The organism is Erwinia persicina NBRC 102418 (assembly GCF_001571305.1).
GTDB lineage: Bacteria > Pseudomonadota > Gammaproteobacteria > Enterobacterales > Enterobacteriaceae > Erwinia > Erwinia persicina.
The window spans coordinates 49,815-69,535 of the sequence record NZ_BCTN01000021.1 but is presented as its reverse complement, the minus strand read 5'-3'; the positions used below and the strand labels follow the sequence as shown (position 1 = coordinate 69,535).

At 56.3% G+C, this 19,721-nt stretch carries 12 protein-coding genes and 1 riboswitch; of the genes, 8 read left to right on the top strand and 4 right to left on the bottom strand.

All coding sequences use genetic code 11. The annotated features are described in order from the left end of the window. Positions 1 to 40 precede the first annotated feature (40 nt). A complete protein-coding gene (locus tag EPE01S_RS19205) occupies positions 41 to 625 on the bottom strand; it encodes a hypothetical protein (protein WP_062748379.1) in 585 nt (194 codons plus the stop codon). A 241-nt stretch (positions 626 to 866) separates the two neighbouring features. Here EPE01S_RS19205 and metA point away from each other — a divergent pair, with 241 nt between their 5' ends. The 4 genes from metA (at position 867) to aceK (ending at position 6,807) form a co-directional block, all read left to right on the top strand. Beyond that, positions 867 to 1,796, top strand: a complete 930-nt coding sequence (gene metA, locus EPE01S_RS19200) for a homoserine O-acetyltransferase MetA (protein WP_062748377.1) — start codon at positions 867 to 869, stop codon at positions 1,794 to 1,796. A 311-nt stretch (positions 1,797 to 2,107) separates the two neighbouring features. After that, the gene (aceB, locus tag EPE01S_RS19195) at positions 2,108 to 3,706 is read left to right on the top strand and encodes a malate synthase A (protein ID WP_062748387.1); all 1,599 of its coding nucleotides are present in this window, start codon (positions 2,108 to 2,110) and stop codon (positions 3,704 to 3,706) included. A gap of 21 nt (positions 3,707 to 3,727) precedes the next feature. After that, on the top strand, positions 3,728 to 5,032 hold the full coding sequence (gene aceA, locus EPE01S_RS19190; protein WP_062748375.1) for an isocitrate lyase: 1,305 nt from the start codon (positions 3,728 to 3,730) through the stop codon (positions 5,030 to 5,032). A gap of 44 nt (positions 5,033 to 5,076) precedes the next feature. Then, the gene (gene aceK, locus EPE01S_RS19185) at positions 5,077 to 6,807 is read left to right on the top strand and encodes a bifunctional isocitrate dehydrogenase kinase/phosphatase (RefSeq protein WP_062748373.1); all 1,731 of its coding nucleotides are present in this window, start codon (positions 5,077 to 5,079) and stop codon (positions 6,805 to 6,807) included. A gap of 188 nt (positions 6,808 to 6,995) precedes the next feature. Here aceK and iclR read toward each other — a convergent pair whose 3' ends face one another. After that, positions 6,996 to 7,829 (bottom strand): glyoxylate bypass operon transcriptional repressor IclR, encoded by an 834-nt coding sequence (gene iclR, locus EPE01S_RS19180; protein WP_062748370.1) that lies wholly within the window; start codon positions 7,827 to 7,829, stop codon positions 6,996 to 6,998. Between the two features lie 197 nt (positions 7,830 to 8,026). On the opposite strand from iclR, the gene metH reads away from it, so the two are divergent. The 3 genes from metH to EPE01S_RS19165 all read left to right on the top strand — a co-directional run bounded on the left by metH (position 8,027) and on the right by EPE01S_RS19165 (position 14,516). Then, positions 8,027 to 11,710, top strand: a complete 3,684-nt coding sequence (gene metH, locus EPE01S_RS19175; RefSeq protein ID WP_062748368.1) for a methionine synthase — start codon at positions 8,027 to 8,029, stop codon at positions 11,708 to 11,710. Between the two features lie 189 nt (positions 11,711 to 11,899). Beyond that, positions 11,900 to 12,709 carry an alkaline phosphatase family protein gene (locus tag EPE01S_RS19170; protein WP_062748366.1) on the top strand — a complete coding sequence of 270 codons (810 nt, stop codon included), beginning with the start codon at positions 11,900 to 11,902 and terminating at the stop codon, positions 12,707 to 12,709. A gap of 181 nt (positions 12,710 to 12,890) precedes the next feature. Beyond that, entirely contained in the window at positions 12,891 to 14,516 is a 1,626-nt protein-coding gene (locus EPE01S_RS19165) for a Na/Pi cotransporter family protein (RefSeq protein ID WP_062748364.1), read from the top strand. A gap of 94 nt (positions 14,517 to 14,610) precedes the next feature. On the opposite strand, the gene panS is transcribed toward EPE01S_RS19165, so the two are convergent. Together panS and lysC are read right to left on the bottom strand one after the other, a co-directional pair. Continuing rightward, a complete protein-coding gene (gene panS / locus EPE01S_RS19160) occupies positions 14,611 to 15,525 on the bottom strand; it encodes a ketopantoate/pantoate/pantothenate transporter PanS (RefSeq protein WP_062748362.1) in 915 nt (304 codons plus the stop codon). Between the two features lie 213 nt (positions 15,526 to 15,738). Continuing rightward, positions 15,739 to 17,091 (bottom strand): lysine-sensitive aspartokinase 3, encoded by a 1,353-nt coding sequence (gene lysC, locus EPE01S_RS19155; RefSeq protein WP_062748359.1) that lies wholly within the window; start codon positions 17,089 to 17,091, stop codon positions 15,739 to 15,741. 91 nt (positions 17,092 to 17,182) lie between these two features. Beyond that, positions 17,183 to 17,372, bottom strand: a riboswitch (Lysine riboswitch). 369 nt (positions 17,373 to 17,741) lie between these two features. Here lysC and pgi point away from each other — a divergent pair. After that, positions 17,742 to 19,385, top strand: coding sequence for a glucose-6-phosphate isomerase (pgi, locus tag EPE01S_RS19150; protein ID WP_062748357.1), 1,644 nt, complete (start codon positions 17,742 to 17,744; stop codon positions 19,383 to 19,385). Positions 19,386 to 19,721 lie beyond the last annotated feature (336 nt).

The window sequence follows — 19,721 nt, the reverse complement described above, 5'->3', positions numbered from 1 at the left end:
TAAGCAAAAAAGCCTCATGCGAAAGCATGAGGCTTTTTTGTTATTTACTTTTCAATATCTTCACCAGCCCGAACATAATAATCAGATACCCGAGGCTCTGTGTCGGCTCCTCTGCGGTATTTTTCAGGGCTTCGCTGTAGTGAATATGCTCAATTCCCTTCCAGACAAAGCGATTTCCGAACAATCTTGACCACACCAGCACCAGTATCAGGCCACAAATCAGGTAATTATAGTCGCTGAAACGGTGCATCTCCCGGAGGTCAATAAAGGCTTTCCTGACGCCATTCTTCGTGCCCTGCCACAGGTAATACAAAGAAACGGCTAACGCCAGCCATGACCAGTGAACGGTTCCGCTAAATAATTCACGGATATTTTCCCTGTTCTCACGAATCAGCATGGCAGCAAAAAGACCGGTAATTAGCAGTATTCCCCCTGACAGTTCTTTATTATTTCGTTTGATTTTGTACAGTAGAATAATATTAATCATCAAAAAAACAGAGTGAGAGATGGCGGTTAAAGAATGCTTATTCACTTCATTTTTTAATATGTAATTATCAAACATTACAATGATATATGGCAGGCACATCAAAATTGCCAGCGCGAGGTATTCCTTTATTTTCTGCATATCCCTGAACACATTCACTAATTAGAATTGTGTAATCTAACAAATACAGGGTGAGTAGCCTTTAACTATTCTAGCTATCTTTAACCGATCCTGCGGTGACCACATCTTTTGCCGTTAATCACCCCAGTGAGATGAAACATTTTCAACTATCCGATGAGTACTCGACATCCGCGCAGTAGCACGTTATCTTTAGCTGTCTGGATGTCTAAACGTATGAACGTATGTAGTGAGGAAGCAGGTTATGCCGATCAGGGTACCCGATGAATTACCCGCCGTGAATTTTCTGCGCAACGAGAACGTCTTTGTTATGACGTCCACGCGTGCCAGTACGCAGATGATCCGCCCGTTAAAAGTGCTGGTACTCAATCTGATGCCGAAAAAGATCGAAACTGAGAACCAGTTTCTGCGTCTGCTTTCTAACTCACCGCTGCAGATCGATGTTCAGCTACTGCGTATCGACAGTCGTGAATCCCGTAATACGCCGTCTGAACACCTGAATAACTTTTACTGTAATTTTGAAGACATTCAGAATGACAACTACGACGGTCTGATTGTCACTGGTGCTCCGCTGGGCCTGGTCGACTTCTGTGATGTGGCTTACTGGCCGCAAATCCAGCAGGTGTTGCACTGGGCGAAAGAGCACGTCACCTCCACGCTGTTTGTCTGTTGGGCGGTTCAGGCCGCGTTAAACATTCTGTATGGTATTCCCAAGCAGACACGAGAAAACAAACTGTCAGGCGTCTTTGAGCACCAGATACTGCATCCGCATGCGCTGCTGACGCGCGGTTTTGACGACACGTTCCTGGCGCCGCATTCACGCTACGCTGATTTCCCAACCCAGCTATTGCGTGATTACACCGACCTCGAAATCTTTGCCGAATCAGAGCAGACAGGGGCCTACCTGTTTGCCAGCAAGGACAAGCGACTGGCCTTTGTCACCGGGCACCCGGAGTACGATGCGCTAACGCTCTCCGGTGAATATCACCGTGACTATGACGCTGGCCTGCAGCCAGAAGTACCGTTCAACTATTTCCCGCATGACAACCCTGAATTGCCACCGCGTGCCAGCTGGCGCAGCCACGGTAACCTGCTGTTCTCTAACTGGCTCAACTATTACGTTTACCAGATCACACCTTTCGATCTGCGTCATATGAACCCAACATTAGAGTAATTCCTTTCTGTTTTCCCACCGGTGGATCAGCGATCCACCGGCTTTCTGATATATCCTGCCTGCCTTTTATTTGCTGAATCCAGTCACCCGATCGCGATCTCATTTTTAACTGAAAACCCCTTCCTTTAATGATCCCTGTTTAATCTGTTTTTGTTCAATAAGTTACGTCGTTTAAATGATAAAAATGGAAATAGTTTTTGATTTTGATTTTTAACTGATGCTATTTTGATCCGGCAGTTCAAAGAATGTTCAAAGAAGATCGTCAGGTAACGCAACGCTTACCTGACCGTATCGGTGACAGGAGCAAACAGATGACGCAACAGACCATCAGCAGTGAACTGGCCTTTCAGCGCCCGTCCGGTCAGGCTGAACAGCAGATCCTGACAGAAGAGGCGGTCAATTTTCTCAGCGAACTGGTGGTGAAATTCACACCACGACGCGATCATTTACTGGCAGAGCGCAAGCGAGTTCAGCAGCAAATAGACGCAGGTAAACTGCCTGATTTTATTTCGGAAACGGATTCCATTAAAAAAGCAGACTGGAAGATCCGCGGGATTCCGGCCGATCTGCAGAACCGGCGGGTGGAGATCACCGGGCCTGTGGATCGTAAAATGGTGATCAATGCGCTCAACGCCAACGTTAACGTCTTTATGGCGGATTTTGAGGATTCTCTGGCGCCATCCTGGGACAAGGTGATCACCGGTCAGATCAATCTGCGCGATGCGATTAACGGTACGATTAGCTATACCAGCGAAGCCGGCAAAATTTACCAGTTGAAGCCCGACCCGGCGGTACTGATATGTCGTGTACGCGGCCTGCACCTGCCGGAAAAACATGTCACCTGGCGTGATGAACCGATCCCCGGAAGCCTGTTTGATTTTGCCCTGTACTTCTTTCATAACGTTGATGCGCTACTGGCCAAAGGTAGTGGCCCCTATTTCTACCTGCCAAAAACCCAGTCATATCAGGAAGCCGCCTGGTGGAGTGATGTTTTCAGTTACGCAGAGGATCGTTTCGATCTGCCGCGTGGCACCATCAAGGCCACGCTGTTAATCGAAACGCTCCCCGCCGTCTTCCAGATGGACGAGATCCTCTGGCACCTGCGCGATCACATCGTCGGGCTGAACTGCGGACGCTGGGATTACATCTTTAGCTATATCAAAACGCTGAAGAACCACCCGGACCGCGTTCTGCCGGACCGTCAGTCGGTGACGATGGACCAGGGGTTTCTCAACGCATACTCAACCCTGCTGATCAAAACCTGCCACCGGCGCGGCGCCTTTGCCATGGGCGGTATGGCGGCGTTTATTCCGGATAAGGATGCTGAACGTAACCAGTGGGTACTGGACAAGGTGCAGGCTGATAAACAGCGTGAGGCCGCCAACGGTCACGACGGTACCTGGATTGCGCATCCGGGTCTGGCCGACACGGTCATGACGATTTTTAACGAGGTGCTGGGCGATCGTCCTAACCAGCTCCACGTCCTGCGCGAGCAGGATACGCCGGTTACGGCTGAACAGCTGCTGGCTCCCTGTGCCGGAGAACGGACAGAAAACGGCATGCGCGCCAATATTCGCGTGGCGGTGCAGTACATCGAAGCCTGGATTAGTGGCAACGGCTGTGTGCCGATCTACGGGTTGATGGAAGATGCTGCCACGGCAGAAATTTCACGCACCTCAATCTGGCAGTGGATACGCCACGGCAAAACCCTGCAAAGCGGCGAGGGGGTGACCGAAGCGCTGTTCCGCAAGATGTTGCGAGAGGAGATGCAGGTCATCCGCCAGGAGCTGGGCGACACACGTTTTAACGGCGGGCGCTTCGCTGAAGCTGCCGCCCTGATGGAACGAATCACCACGGAGCCCGAACTGGTGGAATTTCTGACACTGCCGGGCTATTGCTTACTTCCCTGAACCCTGACAAGGAGCACCACGATGACTTCTCGTACCCTACAGATTCAGCAGACAGAACAGGCCTGGCGCGATGCACGCTGGGACGGCATTATCCGCCCGTACAGCGCGGCAGAGGTGGTGAAACTGCGTGGCTCGGTAAACCCGGTCTGCACCCTGGCGGAAAACGGCGCACACAGACTCTGGGCATTGCTCAACGGCGGGGCGAAGAAAGGTTATATCAACAGCCTCGGCGCACTGACCGGCGGGCAGGCCCTGCAGCAGGCCAAGGCCGGCATTGAGGCGATCTACCTTTCCGGCTGGCAGGTGGCGGCTGATGCCAACCTCGCGGGCAGCATGTACCCGGATCAGTCTCTGTACCCGGCGAACTCAGTACCGTCAGTGGTAGAACGCATCAATAATACCTTCCGGCGCGCCGATCAGATCCAGTGGTCGGCCGACATCGAACCGGGCGATCCCCGGTACGTGGATTATTTCCTGCCAATTGTCGCCGATGCAGAGGCCGGTTTCGGTGGGGTGCTTAACGCCTTTGAGCTGATGAAATCGATGATCCAGGCCGGAGCGGCAGGGGTGCACTTTGAAGATCAGCTGGCCTCAGTGAAGAAGTGCGGACATATGGGAGGCAAAGTGCTGGTGCCTACTCAGGAAGCAATCCAGAAACTGGTAGCCGCACGACTGGCGGCGGATGTCATGGGGGTGGCAACCGTGCTGATAGCACGGACCGACGCTGACGCGGCAGATCTTATCACTTCCGACTGCGATGAATACGATCGCGAATTTATCAGCGGTGAGCGCACGCCGGAAGGCTTCTACCGCACCCATGCCGGGGTTGAACAGGCGATCAGTCGGGGTCTGGCTTATGCGCCGTATGCCGACGTGATCTGGTGCGAAACCTCGAAACCGGATCTGGAGCAGGCGCGGCGGTTTGCCGACGCCATCCACGCCCGTTTTCCGGGTAAGCTGCTCGCCTATAACTGTTCGCCGTCGTTTAACTGGAAGAAGAATCTTGACGATCGCACCATCGCCCACTTCCAGCAGTCGCTGTCAGAGATGGGGTACAAATATCAGTTTATTACCCTCGCAGGCATCCACAGCATGTGGTTCAACATGTTCGACCTGGCGAAGGCCTATGCCGGAGGTGAAGGGATGCGTCACTACGTGGAGAAAGTTCAGCAGCCTGAGTTTGATGCCATCCCTCAGGGCTATACGTTCTCTTCGCACCAGCAGGAGGTGGGGACCGGCTATTTCGACCATGTCACAACCATCATCCAGGGGGGCGTGTCGTCAGTGACCGCGCTGAACGGATCTACGGAAGAAGACCAGTTCTGATGCCGGGCGGGCCGTCAGGCCTGCCCCTGCGGTGGAGGTGAAACATGTCGATGCTGGAAACCCTGATTGCCCGCACCATCCTGCAGGGATTTGACGCACAGTATGGCCGTTTTCTGGAAGTGACCGCCGGAGCACAGCAGCGCTTTGAACAGGCTGACTGGCTGGCGGTACAGCAGGCGATGAAAGCACGTATTCATCTTTACGATCGTCACGTCGGTCTGGTTGTGGAGCAGCTGCGCTGTATTACGGCCTCTCAGGCGGACGATCGAGCGTTCCTGCAGCGGGTCAAAACGATCTACACCGATCTGCTGCCGGACTATCCGCGCTTTGAAATTGCGGAAAGCTTCTTTAACTCTGTCTATTGCCGGTTGTTCAGCCATCAGGCGCTGACGCCGGAGCGGTTGTTTATTTTCAGTTCACAACCGCCGCGGCGTTTTCGCAGTACCCCACGCCCGCTGGCAAAAACATTTCGCGTAGCAGAAGGCTGGCGGCCCTTACTCCATCGCGTACTGCACGACCTCCCGCTGCGCCTGCCGTGGCAGGATCTGCCGCGTGATATTGATTTTATTCTGCGACACCTGCGGGAAAACTTTCCCGCAGACGCGCTGCAACAGGCGACCTTACAGGTCGCGAATGAACTGTTTTATCGTAACAAAGCCGCATGGCTGGTCGCCAAACTCTATGCCCCCTCTGGCGTCTGTGCGTTCCTGCTGCCGATACACCGCAGTGAAGAGGGCGAGCTGTTTATCGATACCTGCCTGACCAGCAATCGCGAAGCGAGCATCGTTTTTGGCTTTGCCCGCTCCTATTTTATGGTCTATGCCCCGCTTCCGGGGGCGCTGGTTGAATGGCTGCGGGAAATCCTGCCCGGCAAAACCACCGCTGAGCTGTATATGGCCATTGGCTGTCAGAAGCACGGTAAAACCGAAAGCTACCGGGAATATCTTAACTATATGGCGGCGACCACGGAGCAGTTTGTTGTTGCACCTGGCGTACCGGGGCTGGTGATGCTGGTGTTTACGCTACCGGGATTCGATCGGGTATTTAAAGTGATTAAAGACCGTTTTGCCCCACAGAAAGAGGTGACCCCGGAACGCGTGCGCCAGTGCTACCAACTGGTGAAAGAGCATGACCGCGTCGGGAGAATGGCCGACACCCAGGAATTTGAAAACTTCGCGATAGAGCGGCAACGCCTCAGTCCTGAACTGCTGGCGCTGCTGCGGCGTGAGGTGCCGGAAAAGCTGCACGATCAGGACGGGCAGCTGGTTATCAGCCACCTGTATATGGAGCGTCGTATGACGCCGCTCAATATGTGGCTGGTGCAGGCTAACCCGCAACAGCGGCGCGAAGCGATAGAAGAGTACGGTAACGCAGTGAAGCAGCTGGCCGCGGCTAATATCTTCCCCGGCGACATGCTGTATAAAAATTTCGGGGTTACCCGGCACGGGCGGGTGGTGTTCTATGACTATGATGAGATCAGCTACATGACCGAAGTGAACTTCCGCGATATCCCGCTGCCGCGTTACCCGGAAGATGAGCTGAGTCATGAACCCTGGTACAGTGTGTCACCAGAGGATGTCTTCCCGGAAGAGTTTCGCCACTACCTGTGTGCCGATCCGGCGATTGCCACGCTGTTTGATGAAATGCACGGTGAGCTGTTCTGCGCCGGGTTCTGGCGTGAGCTGCAGCAGCGGATCCGTAACGGTCACATTGAAGATGTCTTTGCTTACCGCCGTCGCCAGCGGTTTTGCCAGCGCTATTCCCTTCCTGCCTGAAGCGGCCTCGGTATTGGCTACGCGCGTTCACCCGACTGCCTGGCGGTGTAAGCGCATCGGGCCGAATGAGCCTGATTCCTGAAGCTCAGCCTGCGGCCAGCGCGAGGGCTGTTCAAATCGGTTCCCGACTGATTTTTCACGCCTTTGCTGCCTGGAGGCCGCTCCCGTTATTTTACGCCTGAATGGCGTCAGCGCACGCCGCCATATTCACGGGTGATCTCTTTTGCCGCTTTGATCACCAGCGCACCGATTTCCGTCACGCGGTCGTCGGTGATGCGTGAAATCGGCCCGGAAATGGAGATAGCGGCAAAGGGTTCACGATGCTCGTCATAGATACAGGCAGCAACGCAGCGCAGTCCCAGCGCGTGTTCTTCATCATCAAAGGAGTAACCGGTCTTGCGGACCAGCGCCAGGTTCTCCTTCAGGCTGTGCGGTGACATCAGCGTTTTTGGCGTGTAGTGATGCAGGCCCTGGCGGTGTAACAGCTCGCTGACCTGCTCATCGTCAAGGTTTGCCAGGAACGCCTTGCCCGCGCCGGAGGCATGCATCGGCAGCTTGCCGCCAATCGGGGCCGACATCCGCATCAGTTGGGTACACTGCACCTGGTCAATGATCACCGCCTGGTGATCGCTCAGATCCAGTACTGCCAGGTTCACCGTCTCGCCTGACTGTTCCATCAGCGTGCGCAGCATCGGGTGTACCAGCGCCAGCAGGTTACGGCTCTGCAGGAAGCTGCTGCCCACCACAAAGGCATGGGCTCCAATTGTCCACAGCCCTAAATCCCCGACCTGACGGACAAACCCCTGCTGCTGCATGGTGGTCAGCAGGCGGTGCGTGGTGGAGTTTGGCAACCCGGCCTGCTGGGCCAGTTCGGTCAGCGCCACATTACCGTGGGACTCGGCAATAAATTCCAGTAGCTTCAGACCACGGGTCAGCGACTGCACCTGACCCGCCGGCGCTGCTGTTGATACTGCAGCGGCACGGGGCTTCTTGCCACGTTTAGCCGGCGCGGGGGTAGCCATAACAGAATCCTTAATTTTTCACCATGTGGAAATCATTTTCGTTTTATTGAGCCATATTGCAACGACAGCCTGACTGGTCGGATGAGGTCACCACCAGCTGAAAATGTCTCATCTGGCATCACTGTTACCCGCACAAAAGTTGTGCCAGTATGGCGTGCTGGCAGTGGTGCCAGAGGTGAGGCTGAAGGGGAAACGTGGTGAGTAACCGGATTGAAGCACTGCATCAGCAGTTGAAAAAACGCATTATGCTGCTGGATGGCGGTATGGGCACCATGATCCAGAGCTACAGGCTGGAAGAAGAGGATTTTCGCGGTGCACGTTTTGCCGACTGGCCGAGCGATCTGAAGGGCAATAACGATCTGCTGGTGCTGACCAAACCCGATATTATTAGCGAAATCCATAACGGCTACCTGGCGGCAGGGGCTGACATCCTTGAGACCAACACCTTTAACTCGACCTCCATTGCCATGGCCGACTATCAGATGGAGTCGCTGTCGGCTGAAATTAACTACGTGGCGGCCAGACTGGCACGCGCCTGTGCCGATGAGTGGACGGCACGCACGCCCGGTCGTCCGCGTTATGTCGCCGGTGTGTTAGGGCCCACTAACCGCACCTGCTCGATTTCTCCTGATGTCAACGATCCGGCTTTCCGTAATGTCACCTTCAGTCAGCTGGTGGACGCCTACCGCGAATCGACGCGTGCGCTGGTCGAAGGGGGCGCGGATATCATCATGATCGAAACGGTGTTCGACACCCTGAACGCCAAAGCGGCCGTCTTTGCCGTGAAAGCAGAGTTTGACGCGCTGGGGATTGAGCTGCCGCTGATGATTTCCGGCACCATTACCGACGCCTCCGGCCGTACGCTGTCCGGCCAGACCACGGAAGCCTTCTATAACTCCCTGCGCCATGCCGAACCGCTCTCCTTTGGGCTGAACTGCGCCCTCGGCCCGGATGAACTGCGCCAGTACGTGGCGGAGCTGGCGCGCATAGCCGAGGGTTATGTCACCGCACACCCCAACGCCGGGCTGCCCAACGCCTTTGGTGAATACGATCTGGATGCGCAGATCATGGCGGAACAGATTGGAGAATGGGCGCAGGCCGGTTTCCTCAACATCGTCGGTGGCTGCTGCGGCACCACGCCAGAACACATTGCGGCGATGGCCCGCGCCATCGACGGGGTCGCTCCGCGCCAGCTGCCGGAACTGCCAGTTGCCTGCCGCCTGTCGGGGCTGGAGCCGCTGACCATCAGTGCAGAAAGCCTGTTTGTTAACGTCGGTGAGCGTACCAATGTCACCGGATCGGCCAAATTTAAGCGACTGATTAAAGAAGAAAAGTATCACGAAGCGCTGGAAGTGGCGTTGCAGCAGGTGCAGAGCGGCGCACAGATTATCGATATCAACATGGATGAGGGGATGCTCGACGCGGAAGCGGCGATGGTGCGCTTCCTCAACCTGATTGCCGGGGAACCGGACATTGCCCGCGTGCCGATTATGATCGACTCCTCTAAATGGAGCGTGATTGAAAAAGGGCTGCAGTGCATCCAGGGCAAGGGCATTGTGAACTCGATTTCAATGAAAGAGGGTGAAGCGCAGTTTCTGCACCATGCCCGCCTGGTGCGACGCTACGGAGCCGCGATGGTGGTGATGGCCTTCGACGAGGCAGGCCAGGCCGATACCCGCGCGCGCAAAATCGAAATCTGCCGTCGCGCCTACAAACTGCTGACCGAAGAGGTGGGTTTTCCGCCAGAAGATATTATCTTCGATCCGAATATCTTCGCGGTCGCCACCGGCATCGAAGAGCACAACAACTACGCGATGGATTTCATCGGAGCCTGTGAAGACATCAAGCGCGAGCTGCCGCATGCGATGATCTCCGGCGGCGTCTCCAACGTGTCGTTCTCCTTCCGCGGCAACGACCCGGTACGCGAAGCGATCCACGCGGTCTTCCTCTATCACGCCATCCGCAACGGCATGGATATGGGGATCGTTAATGCCGGGCAACTGGCGATTTACGACGATCTGCCGGCCGACCTGCGTGAAGCGGTGGAAGATGTGGTGCAGAACCGTCGCGATGACGGTACCGAGCGCCTGCTGGAGCTGGCAGAAAAATATCGCGGCAGCAAAGCCGACGACGACAGCACCAAACCGCAGGCGGAGTGGCGCAGTTGGGAGGTGGATAAACGGCTGGAATACTCGCTGGTGAAAGGTATTACCGAATTTATTGAAGCCGATACGGAGGCCGCCCGTCAGCTGGCCACCCGCCCGATAGAGGTGATTGAAGGCCCGCTGATGGCCGGGATGAACGTGGTCGGTGACCTGTTTGGCGAGGGCAAAATGTTCCTGCCGCAGGTGGTGAAGTCGGCGCGCGTGATGAAACAGGCGGTGGCTTATCTGGAACCCTATATCGAAGCCAGCAAAGAGAAGGGCAGCACTAACGGTAAAATCGTGCTGGCCACGGTAAAAGGCGACGTGCATGACATTGGCAAAAACATCGTTGGCGTGGTGTTGCAGTGTAATAATTATGAAATTATCGATCTTGGCGTGATGGTGCCGGGCGAGAAAATCCTCAAAACCGCCCGCGAGCATAACGCCGATATTATCGGACTCTCCGGACTGATCACCCCATCGCTGGACGAGATGGTGAACGTGGCGAAAGAGATGGAGCGCCAGGGCTTTACCCTGCCGCTGCTGATTGGCGGGGCGACCACCTCGAAAGCCCACACGGCGGTGAAAATCGAGCAGAACTACAGCGGGCCAACGGTGTATGTTCAGAATGCCTCGCGCACCGTTGGCGTGGTATCGGCACTGCTGTCGTCCACCCAGCGTGATGAATTTGTTGCCCGCACGCGCAAAGAGTACGACACCGTGCGTATTCAGCACGGGCGTAAAAAACCGCGCACGCCGCCGGTGAGTTTAGCGGTCGCCCGCGACAATGACTTTACATTTGACTGGGAAAACTACACGCCACCGGTAGCGCACAGGCTGGGTGTGAGCGAAGTGAGCGCTAACATCGATGTGCTGCGCAACTATATCGACTGGACACCTTTCTTTATGACCTGGTCGCTGGCGGGCAAATATCCGCGCATTCTGGAAGATGAGGTGGTGGGTGAAGAAGCGAAACGCCTGTTTGCTGACGCGAATGAGATGCTGGATCAGTTGAGCCGTGACGGCGCGCTCAATCCACGCGGCGTGGTCGGGATTTTCCCGGCTAACCGCGTCGGCGATGATATCGAGATCTACACAGATGAATCACGCACACAGGTTTTGAAAGTGAGCCATCACTTACGCCAGCAGACAGAAAAAACGGGGTTTGCCAACTATTGCCTGGCCGATTTTATTGCGCCAAAATCCAGCGGCAAAGCGGACTACCTCGGTGCCTTTGCCGTCACCGGTGGGCTGGAAGAGGACGCCCTGGCAGAGGCCTGGGACGCAAAGCATGATGACTATAACAAGATCATGGTCAAAGCGCTGGCTGACCGGCTGGCTGAAGGTTTCGCCGAATACCTGCACGAGCGGGTGCGTAAGGTGATCTGGGGGTTTGCCGCTACCGAGAACCTCAGCAACGACGCGCTGATCCGCGAGAATTACCAGGGCATTCGTCCCGCGCCCGGTTACCCGGCCTGCCCGGAACACACCGAGAAAGCCACCATCTGGCAACTGCTGGATGTGGAAAACCACACCGGTATGAAGCTCACCGAATCTTTCGCCATGTGGCCCGGAGCGGCCGTGTCTGGCTGGATTTTCAGCCACCCGGACAGTAAATATTTCGCTGTTGCCCAGCTGCAGCGCGACCAGATTGAAGACTACGCCAGACGCAAAGGGATGCCGGTCAGCGAAGTCGAACGCTGGTTAGCGCCGAACCTGGGGTATGACGCGGATTAAGATCAGTGCCCGGCTGATGACATCCACCGTTAATTTTTTCATCACAAATAAGCCACAAAGGGGTGCGAAGCTGACGGACAGGCCAGACTGAAGCCAGCTTCTGAATACAAAAGCGCGCAGCCGATTGCCAATACCGCCGCGTGAGGGCGGGAAAACGTCATCATCAACATGAAGCGATAAGGCGAGGCGATGAAAACAATACTGGTGGTACTGGACGGACTGAACTTTCAGGTGGCCCGGCACGCGATGGGCTACTTGCAGGCGGAGTGCGCACAGGGCCGGGGTCAGTGTTACCAGATGACCTGCGAACTGCCGTCACTTTCGCGCCCGCTGTATGAGTGCATCCTCACCGGTGTGACGCCGGTGAACAGCGGTATTATTCACAACGGTGTCAGCCGTCTCAGCCAGCAGCGCAGCGTGTTTCACTATGCGCGGGCGGCAGGGCTGACCACGGCAGCGGCGGCGTATTACTGGGTGAGCGAACTGTACAACCGCACGCCGTTTGACGCGCCGAGAGACCGTCACACCGATGCGCCGGAGCTGCCTGTCCAGTTCGGCCATTTTTATTCTGATGACGGCTACCCGGACTCACATCTGTTTGAAGATGCCGAGAGCCTGCGGTTGCGCCATGATCCCGATTTTTTACTGATCCATCCCATGAATATTGACGATGCCGGGCACAAGCACGGCTTCTCCACCCCGCAGTACCGCAACCGGGCGCGCATGGCCGATGGCTATCTGTCGCACTGGATGCCGGGCTGGTTACAGCAGGGTTATCAGGTGATCGTCACTGCCGACCACGGCATGAACGATGACCGCAGCCACGGCGGCACCCTGCCGGAGGAGACGCAGATACCGCTGTTTGTTTTCGGCAGCGCCTTCTCCAGAACGATGGATGCCCTGCCGCAGCAGACTGAACTCTGCGGCACCCTTTGTCAGATCCTCGGGGTGGCGCATGATAAGCCCTACTGCGCCGCGCTGCTGGCAGCCGCACCGTGAAAGGAAAAAGGCAGGCCCTGCCGGGTCAGCGGACGCTGTGTGAAGTGGCCCGATAAAGAATGTGGGGTGACCCGCCATCCCGGCGTTTTAATCGGCGGAGAACGGCACAAGATCGGCTAAGATTAACGGTATGTGGCACAGGCGTGCCGTCATCATATTGTCATCATGGAGATCGCGACCGTTGTTAACCCTGCTTAACCTTCTTTCTGCCGTGGCGCTGCTGGTATGGGGAACCCATATCGTGCGGACCGGCATCATGCGCGTTTACGGTGCCGACCTGCGGCGGGTACTCAGCCGCAGCGTGGCCAAAAAACCGATGGCCTTCCTCTCCGGTATTGGCGTAACCGCGCTGGTTCAAAGCAGCAATGCCACCACTATGCTGGTGACCTCTTTTGTTGCGCAGGAGCTGGTGGGGCTGACGCCTGCGCTGGTGATTATCCTCGGTGCCGACGTCGGTACGGCGCTGATGGCGCGTATCCTCACCTTTGACCTCTCGTGGCTTTCGCCGCTGTTTATCTTCTTTGGCGTGGTGTTCTTCCTCGGCCGTAAGCAGACCCGTGCGGGGCAACTGGGCCGCGCCAGCATCGGGCTGGGCCTCATTTTGCTGGCGCTGCAGCTGATCGTCACCGCCGCCACGCCTATCACTCAGGCCGCAGGCGTCAAGGTGCTGTTTTCCTCGCTGACCGGCGACGTGATGCTCGACTCGCTGATCGGGGCCCTGTTTGCCATTATCAGTTACTCCAGCCTGGCAGCCGTGCTGCTGACTGCCACGCTGACGGCCAGCGGCGTGATCTCGTTCAAAGTGGCGCTCTGTCTGGTGGTCGGGGCCAACCTCGGCAGTGGACTGCTGGCGATGCTGAATAACAGTGCATCGAATGCCTCCGGCAAGCGGGTGGCGCTGGGCAGCCTGCTGTTTAAATTTATCGGTTCGCTGATGGTGCTGCCCTTTATCGACCCGCTGGCGGGCTGGCTGGACGAACTGCCGGTAAACGATGAAGAGCTGGTGATCTTCTTCCACGTCTTCTACAACCTGATCCGCTGCGTGGTGATGGTACCGTTTGCCGGACTGATGGCCAGCCTCTGCTGCCGGCTGATCCGTGAAGAACCGGAAACAGACCTGCGTCTGAAGCCGCGCCACCTGGATCCCGGGTCGCTGGATACCCCGGCGCTGGCGCTGGCCAATGCCTCCCGTGAAACCCTGCGCATGGGCGATGTGCTGGAGCAGATGCTGGCAACCTTCGGCAAGGTGGTGCACGGTGAACTGCGTGAAGACCGCGAGATCCGTAAGCTGGATGATGACGTCGATGTGCTTTATACCGCCATCAAGCTCTATCTGGCACAGATGCCGAAGGAAGACCTGCCGGAAGAAGACTCGCGTCGCTGGGCAGAAACCATCGAGATGGCGCTTAACCTCGAAATGGCGGGGGATATTCTGGAGCGTATGAGCGGTGACGTGGCGGATAAATCCCTGGCCGCGGGGCGGGCGTTCTCTGCCGAGGGGATGAAGGAGCTGGATGCCCAGCTTGAACTGCTGACCAGCAATTTGCGTCTCAGCCTGTCGGTGTTCCTGTCACGCGATATCACCAGCGCGAAGCGTCTGCGCCGTGCCAAGCACCGTTTTCGCATTACCAACCGTCGTTACTCGCATGCGCACGTTGACCGCCTGCATCAGCAAAACGTGCAGAGCATTGAAACCAGCTCGCTGCATCTGGGGTTACTGGGCGATATGAAACGTCTGAACTCACTGTTTTGCGCGGTGGCGTACAGCGTTCTTGAGCAGGCGGATGATGATAAAAACGAGGATTAACCTGCCAGCAGGGCTGTGACGGCGGGACGCCGCCACAGCGCCTTCAGCCTGACTGCCGCCTTCCGGCGGCAGTCAGGCTGACCGTACCGGGACGTTATTTCTTAATCGGCTTACCGGACCAGTACCCCGCCAGCAGCGAGCCTGACAGATTGTGCCAGACGGAGAACAGCGCACCCGGCAGGGCCGCCAGCGGCGAGAAGTACATCTTGCCCAGCGCCGCCGCCAGACCGGAGTTCTGCATCCCCACTTCCAGCGCCAGCGTGCGGCAGGTGGACTCATCGAAGCCAAACAGCTTGCCCCCCCAGTAGCCTCCCAGCAGCCCAATGGCGTTATGCAGGATCACCGCAACAATCACCATCAGGCCGACTGAACCGATAAAGCTCTGGCTGCCCGCAACCACGGCGCTGATAATCAGCAGAATACACACCATCGAAAACGCCGGCAGGTAAGGCTCCACGCGTCTGACAACGCCATTCAGCGTATGGTGGATCACCAGGCCAAGACCGATCGGAACAACAACAATCTTCACAATACTCAGCAGCATCCCGACCACGTCGACCTGAATATGTGTATCCACGTAGAATTTGGTCAGCAGCGGGGTGGCGAAAACGCCCACCAGGGCCGAAACAGAAGAGATGGTTACTGACAGAGCCACATCCCCCTTCGCCAGGTAGATCATCACGTTTGACGCCGTGCCGCTGGCCACGCTGCCCACCAGAATCATCCCTGCCGCCAGGTCCGGTGGCATATGAAACAGTTTTGCCAGGCCCCAGGCTGCCAGCGGCATCACCAGGTAGTGCAGAAAGGTCCCGGCGACCACCGGTGCCGGGCGAGTCAGAACGCGTTTAAAATCGCCGACGTTCAGCGTTACGCCCATACCAAACATAATCAGCATCAGCAGATAGGGAACGTACGGCCCCATGCCGGTGAACGTGGTGGGGGTGTAATAGGCAGCGACAGAGAGCAGGACGGCCCAGAGTGGGAACAGTCGGGTGACAGTGGCGAGCATAGCCGTGGATCCTTATAAGCGTTATTGATGAAGCGGAGAAAATTGCCATAGCACAAGATAATGAACAGGGGATCATAGCATTAAAAACGGGGTGAAAAGTCAGCGACATTGGCGTGATATAAAGCAGAAAACCCCACCGCAGTGGGGTTCAGGCAGCACAGCATTCTTCTTCTGCGCCCGGCGAAAAAAACCGGGCCAGGCCCGGTTTTGCAATCACTCGAACAGATTGTGATGCAGCGTCTGCACGACTTTTTCAGCATCGTTGCCCGGCACCAGGAAGCAGAGGTTATAGCTGCTGGCCCCGTAGCAGATCATACGCAGGTTAAACGGATCCAGGACGCCAAACACCTCTTTACCCACGCCGCAGGCCTGCGAGAGCTTGTTGCCGATAATGGCAATTAACGCCAGGTTCTCTTCCACTTCCACCCGGCACAGCGAAGACAGTTCAGTCAGCAGGGCCTGGGTCAGCAGACTGGCCCCCGTTGAGGTTGAACCGGTGGTATCCAGCGTCAGCGCCACGCTTACTTCGGAGGTCGTGATCAGATCGACCGAGATTTGATGGCGCGCCAGAATGCTGAACAGCTCGGCGAGGAAGCCGTGGGTGTGCAGCATACTCAGGCTGTGCAGGGTTAACAGGGTCTGCTTGCGGCGCAGGGCCAGCGCGCGGAACAGCGGCGGGTTCTCTGTTTTATTACTGACAATGGTGCCGCCCGCCGCCGGATCCTTGCTGGAGCCCACAAACACCGGAATATCACGGCGTACTGCCGGCAGCAGCGTAGCAGGGTGCAGTACTTTGGCACCAAAGGTCGCCATTTCAGCGGCTTCTTCGAAGGTAATCACGTCAATCCGTTTCGCGGCGGGCACCACACGCGGGTCGGTGGTGTAGATACCCGGTACATCGGTCCAGATATCAATCCGTTGCGCATGCAGTGCTTCGCCCAGGAGCGCAGCGGTATAGTCACTGCCGCCACGGCCCAGCGTGGTGGTGCGGCCTTGCTCTTCACAGCCAATAAAGCCCTGGGTGATGACCAGTGCTTCCGCAATGCGGGGTTGCAACTGGCTGGCCGCCAGTCCGGACAGCGTGCTCACGTCCGGCTCGGCACGGCCAAAACGGTCATTGGTGCGCATCACTTTCCGCACGTCGAACCATTCTGCCGCCACGTCACGCTGGCGCAGGATCTCGACGAACAGCAGCGTCGACATCAGTTCACCGTGGCTGACCAGTTCATCGGTCAGGGCAGTGGAGGTGGCCAGTGCGGCAGCTTCGGACAGCATGGTGATGTTTTCCAGCATGCGGTCAATTTCGTCACGGATCACCGCGGGCTGATCCAGCGCGTCGATAATGGCGTACTGAATTCGGCGGATCTCGTCCAGCAGGAACGCACGCTGCTCCTGGAGCTGGCCCGCCGCCAGTTCAACCAGCAGATTGGTGACGCCTGCGGAGGCAGACAGGACAACCAGACGCACATCGGGATTAGACAGCACTACATCGGCGCTGCGGTTCATAGCAGTGAAGTCAGCGACACTGGTGCCGCCAAATTTCGCCACGATCAGATTTTGAGACATTACGATGACTACCTTCGTGTCAGGATTTATTCCATCAGCTTGGCACAAGGGAAGAACGCAACGGGAGAGGACGTAGAAGAAAGGCTACGCGTCACCCAGAAGCGCCCCACCTCGCCGCCCGACTACCGGACGTTGCTGGTGACAACCCAGAGGATTCAGCCCCTGCGGTCGATATGCCCCACTCCGTGTGGTTAATACCTCGGCGTCGCTCCCCATCATGCATTATCAAAGGATACGGTTCCTCCAACACACTGCCTGGGCGACGCGCCTCTTCTGGCTTATGCGGTGCATAAGTTGCGCATAGGAATATCGGGTTATGGTGCAGCTGTCAACGCCTGTCGGCCGATGATTATGCATTTTCGTTATGATCGGTACGGTATCACCCACGCTAATCACTTTTGCTACAAAAATCACCGTTTAGACCCTAAGCGTCAATTCTTATAAGCCATGTCCGGGCTATAATTTTTACCCGGAAAAGGGTATGAATAGTCATACTTATTTCCCCTGGCGGGATCGTCCGCACCGCCGGATACCGAATCGTGGCGGGATGATAGCTGTAACCTGTTGCAGGAAAAGGGGAGCCGAACGCCCGTAACAGGTAAGATATCGTCCGGTCTGACTGACTGTTCTTAAATAAAAAGAGTGTTGCTATGAAAAATATCAATCCGACACAAACCGCTGCCTGGCAGGCACTGATCCAGCATTATGAACAAATGAAAGATGTTCAGATTGCTGACCTGTTCGCTAACGATGCCGACCGGTTTGCTGCCTTCTCTGCCACGTTCGACGATCAGATGCTGGTGGACTTTTCGAAAAACCGCATCACCCGCGAAACCCTCGATAAACTGCTGGCGCTGGCCAAAGAGACCGACCTGCAGGGCGCAATCAAGTCAATGTTCTCCGGGGAAAAGATTAACCGTACGGAAGATCGCGCGGTTCTGCACGTGGCCCTGCGTAACCGCAGCAACACCCCAATCGTGGTCGACGGCAAAGACGTCATGCCGGAAGTGAACGCCGTGCTGCAGAAGATGAAAGCCTTCTCTGAGCGTATTATCGGCGGCGAGTGGAAAGGTTTCACCGGCAAACCGATCACCGACGTGGTGAACATCGGCATCGGCGGGTCAGACCTGGGGCCGTTTATGGTCACTGAAGCGCTGCGTCCGTTTAAAAACCATCTCAACATGCACTTTGTCTCCAACGTGGACGGCACGCATATTGCCGAAACGCTGAAGACCCTGAGCCCGGAAACAACCCTGTTCCTCGTGGCATCAAAAACCTTCACCACGCAGGAAACCATGACCAACGCCCACAGCGCGCGCGACTGGTTCCTGACATCGGGTCATCAGGAAGACGTGGCGAAGCACTTTGCTGCGCTGTCGACTAACGGCCAGGCCGTCGCTGAGTTTGGTATTGATACCGACAACATGTTCGAATTCTGGGACTGGGTCGGTGGCCGTTATTCCCTGTGGTCGGCTATTGGTCTGTCCATCATCCTCTCCGTTGGCTTCGAAAACTTCGAAAAGCTGCTGGACGGTGCGCATGCGATGGATCGCCACTTTGCCGATACGCCGGAAGAGAAAAATCTGCCGATCCTGCTGGCGCTGATCGGCATCTGGTACAACAACTTCTTCGGTGCAGAAACCGAAGCCATCCTGCCTTACGACCAGTATATGCATCGTTTCTCTGCGTACTTCCAGCAGGGCAACATGGAGTCTAACGGTAAATACGTTGACCGCGCCGGCCAACCGGTGACTTACCAGACTGGCCCGATCATCTGGGGTGAGCCTGGCACTAACGGCCAGCACGCGTTTTACCAGCTGATCCATCAGGGCACCAAACTGGTGCCGTGCGATTTTATCGCGCCTGCGGTCTCCCATAACAAACTGGGCGACCATCACAGCAAGCTGCTGTCGAACTTCTTTGCGCAGACCGAAGCACTGGCGTTTGGTAAATCGCGTGAAGTGGTCGAAAAAGAGTTTGCCGATGCCGGGAAGGACGCACAGTCCGTCGAACACGTTGTTCCGTATAAAGTGTTCGAAGGTAACCGCCCGACGAACTCCATCCTGCTGCGTGACATCACGCCGTACAGCCTGGGTGCGCTGATTGCGCTTTACGAGCATAAGATCTTCACGCAGGGCGCTATTCTCAACATCTTCACGTTCGACCAGTGGGGCGTTGAGCTGGGCAAACAGCTGGCTAACCGTATCCTGCCAGAACTGGCAAGTGCGGATGCGGTCAGTACGCATGACAGCTCGACCAATGGTCTGATTAACCGTTATAAATCCTGGCGCTAACCGCCAGGGCGTGGGCGGCTTTTTTCCCTGCCGCCCGCCACATTCACCGGCACGGTGTCCGGTGCTGACCCCCGGTTTCTGGGGGTTTTTTATTTTCTGGAAATAACTGGACCTGGTTGACAGGGAGATATTTCTATCTCCCTTGGACTGCGAAGGCTGAGTGGCTGTCCGCCAACGGATTCTGTCGCCTTTTTTCACCCCAACGATGAGTAAAATGGTCGTAACAGGGATGGGCTTATTCCTAAAAATGCCATAAAACGCCTCGTTTTGAGACAGATAATTCTTAAATAAATGGCGCGATAATGGCAAAAAAACACGAATAACTTATCTGTTATC

What these genes read in the sequence shown, in the direction of transcription:
- EPE01S_RS19205 (WP_062748379.1), bottom strand. Translation starts at nt 625, where the DNA reads ATGCAGAAAATAAAGGAATACCTCGCGCTGGCAATTTTGATGTGCCTG.
- metA (WP_062748377.1), top strand. Translation starts at nt 867, where the DNA reads ATGCCGATCAGGGTACCCGATGAATTACCCGCCGTGAATTTTCTGCGC.
- aceB (WP_062748387.1), top strand. Translation starts at nt 2,108, where the DNA reads ATGACGCAACAGACCATCAGCAGTGAACTGGCCTTTCAGCGCCCGTCC.
- aceA (WP_062748375.1), top strand. Translation starts at nt 3,728, where the DNA reads ATGACTTCTCGTACCCTACAGATTCAGCAGACAGAACAGGCCTGGCGC.
- aceK (WP_062748373.1), top strand. Translation starts at nt 5,077, where the DNA reads ATGTCGATGCTGGAAACCCTGATTGCCCGCACCATCCTGCAGGGATTT.
- iclR (WP_062748370.1), bottom strand. Translation starts at nt 7,829, where the DNA reads ATGGCTACCCCCGCGCCGGCTAAACGTGGCAAGAAGCCCCGTGCCGCT.
- EPE01S_RS19170 (WP_062748366.1), top strand. Translation starts at nt 11,900, where the DNA reads ATGAAAACAATACTGGTGGTACTGGACGGACTGAACTTTCAGGTGGCC.
- panS (WP_062748362.1), bottom strand. Translation starts at nt 15,525, where the DNA reads ATGCTCGCCACTGTCACCCGACTGTTCCCACTCTGGGCCGTCCTGCTC.
- lysC (WP_062748359.1), bottom strand. Translation starts at nt 17,091, where the DNA reads ATGTCTCAAAATCTGATCGTGGCGAAATTTGGCGGCACCAGTGTCGCT.
- pgi (WP_062748357.1), top strand. Translation starts at nt 17,742, where the DNA reads ATGAAAAATATCAATCCGACACAAACCGCTGCCTGGCAGGCACTGATC.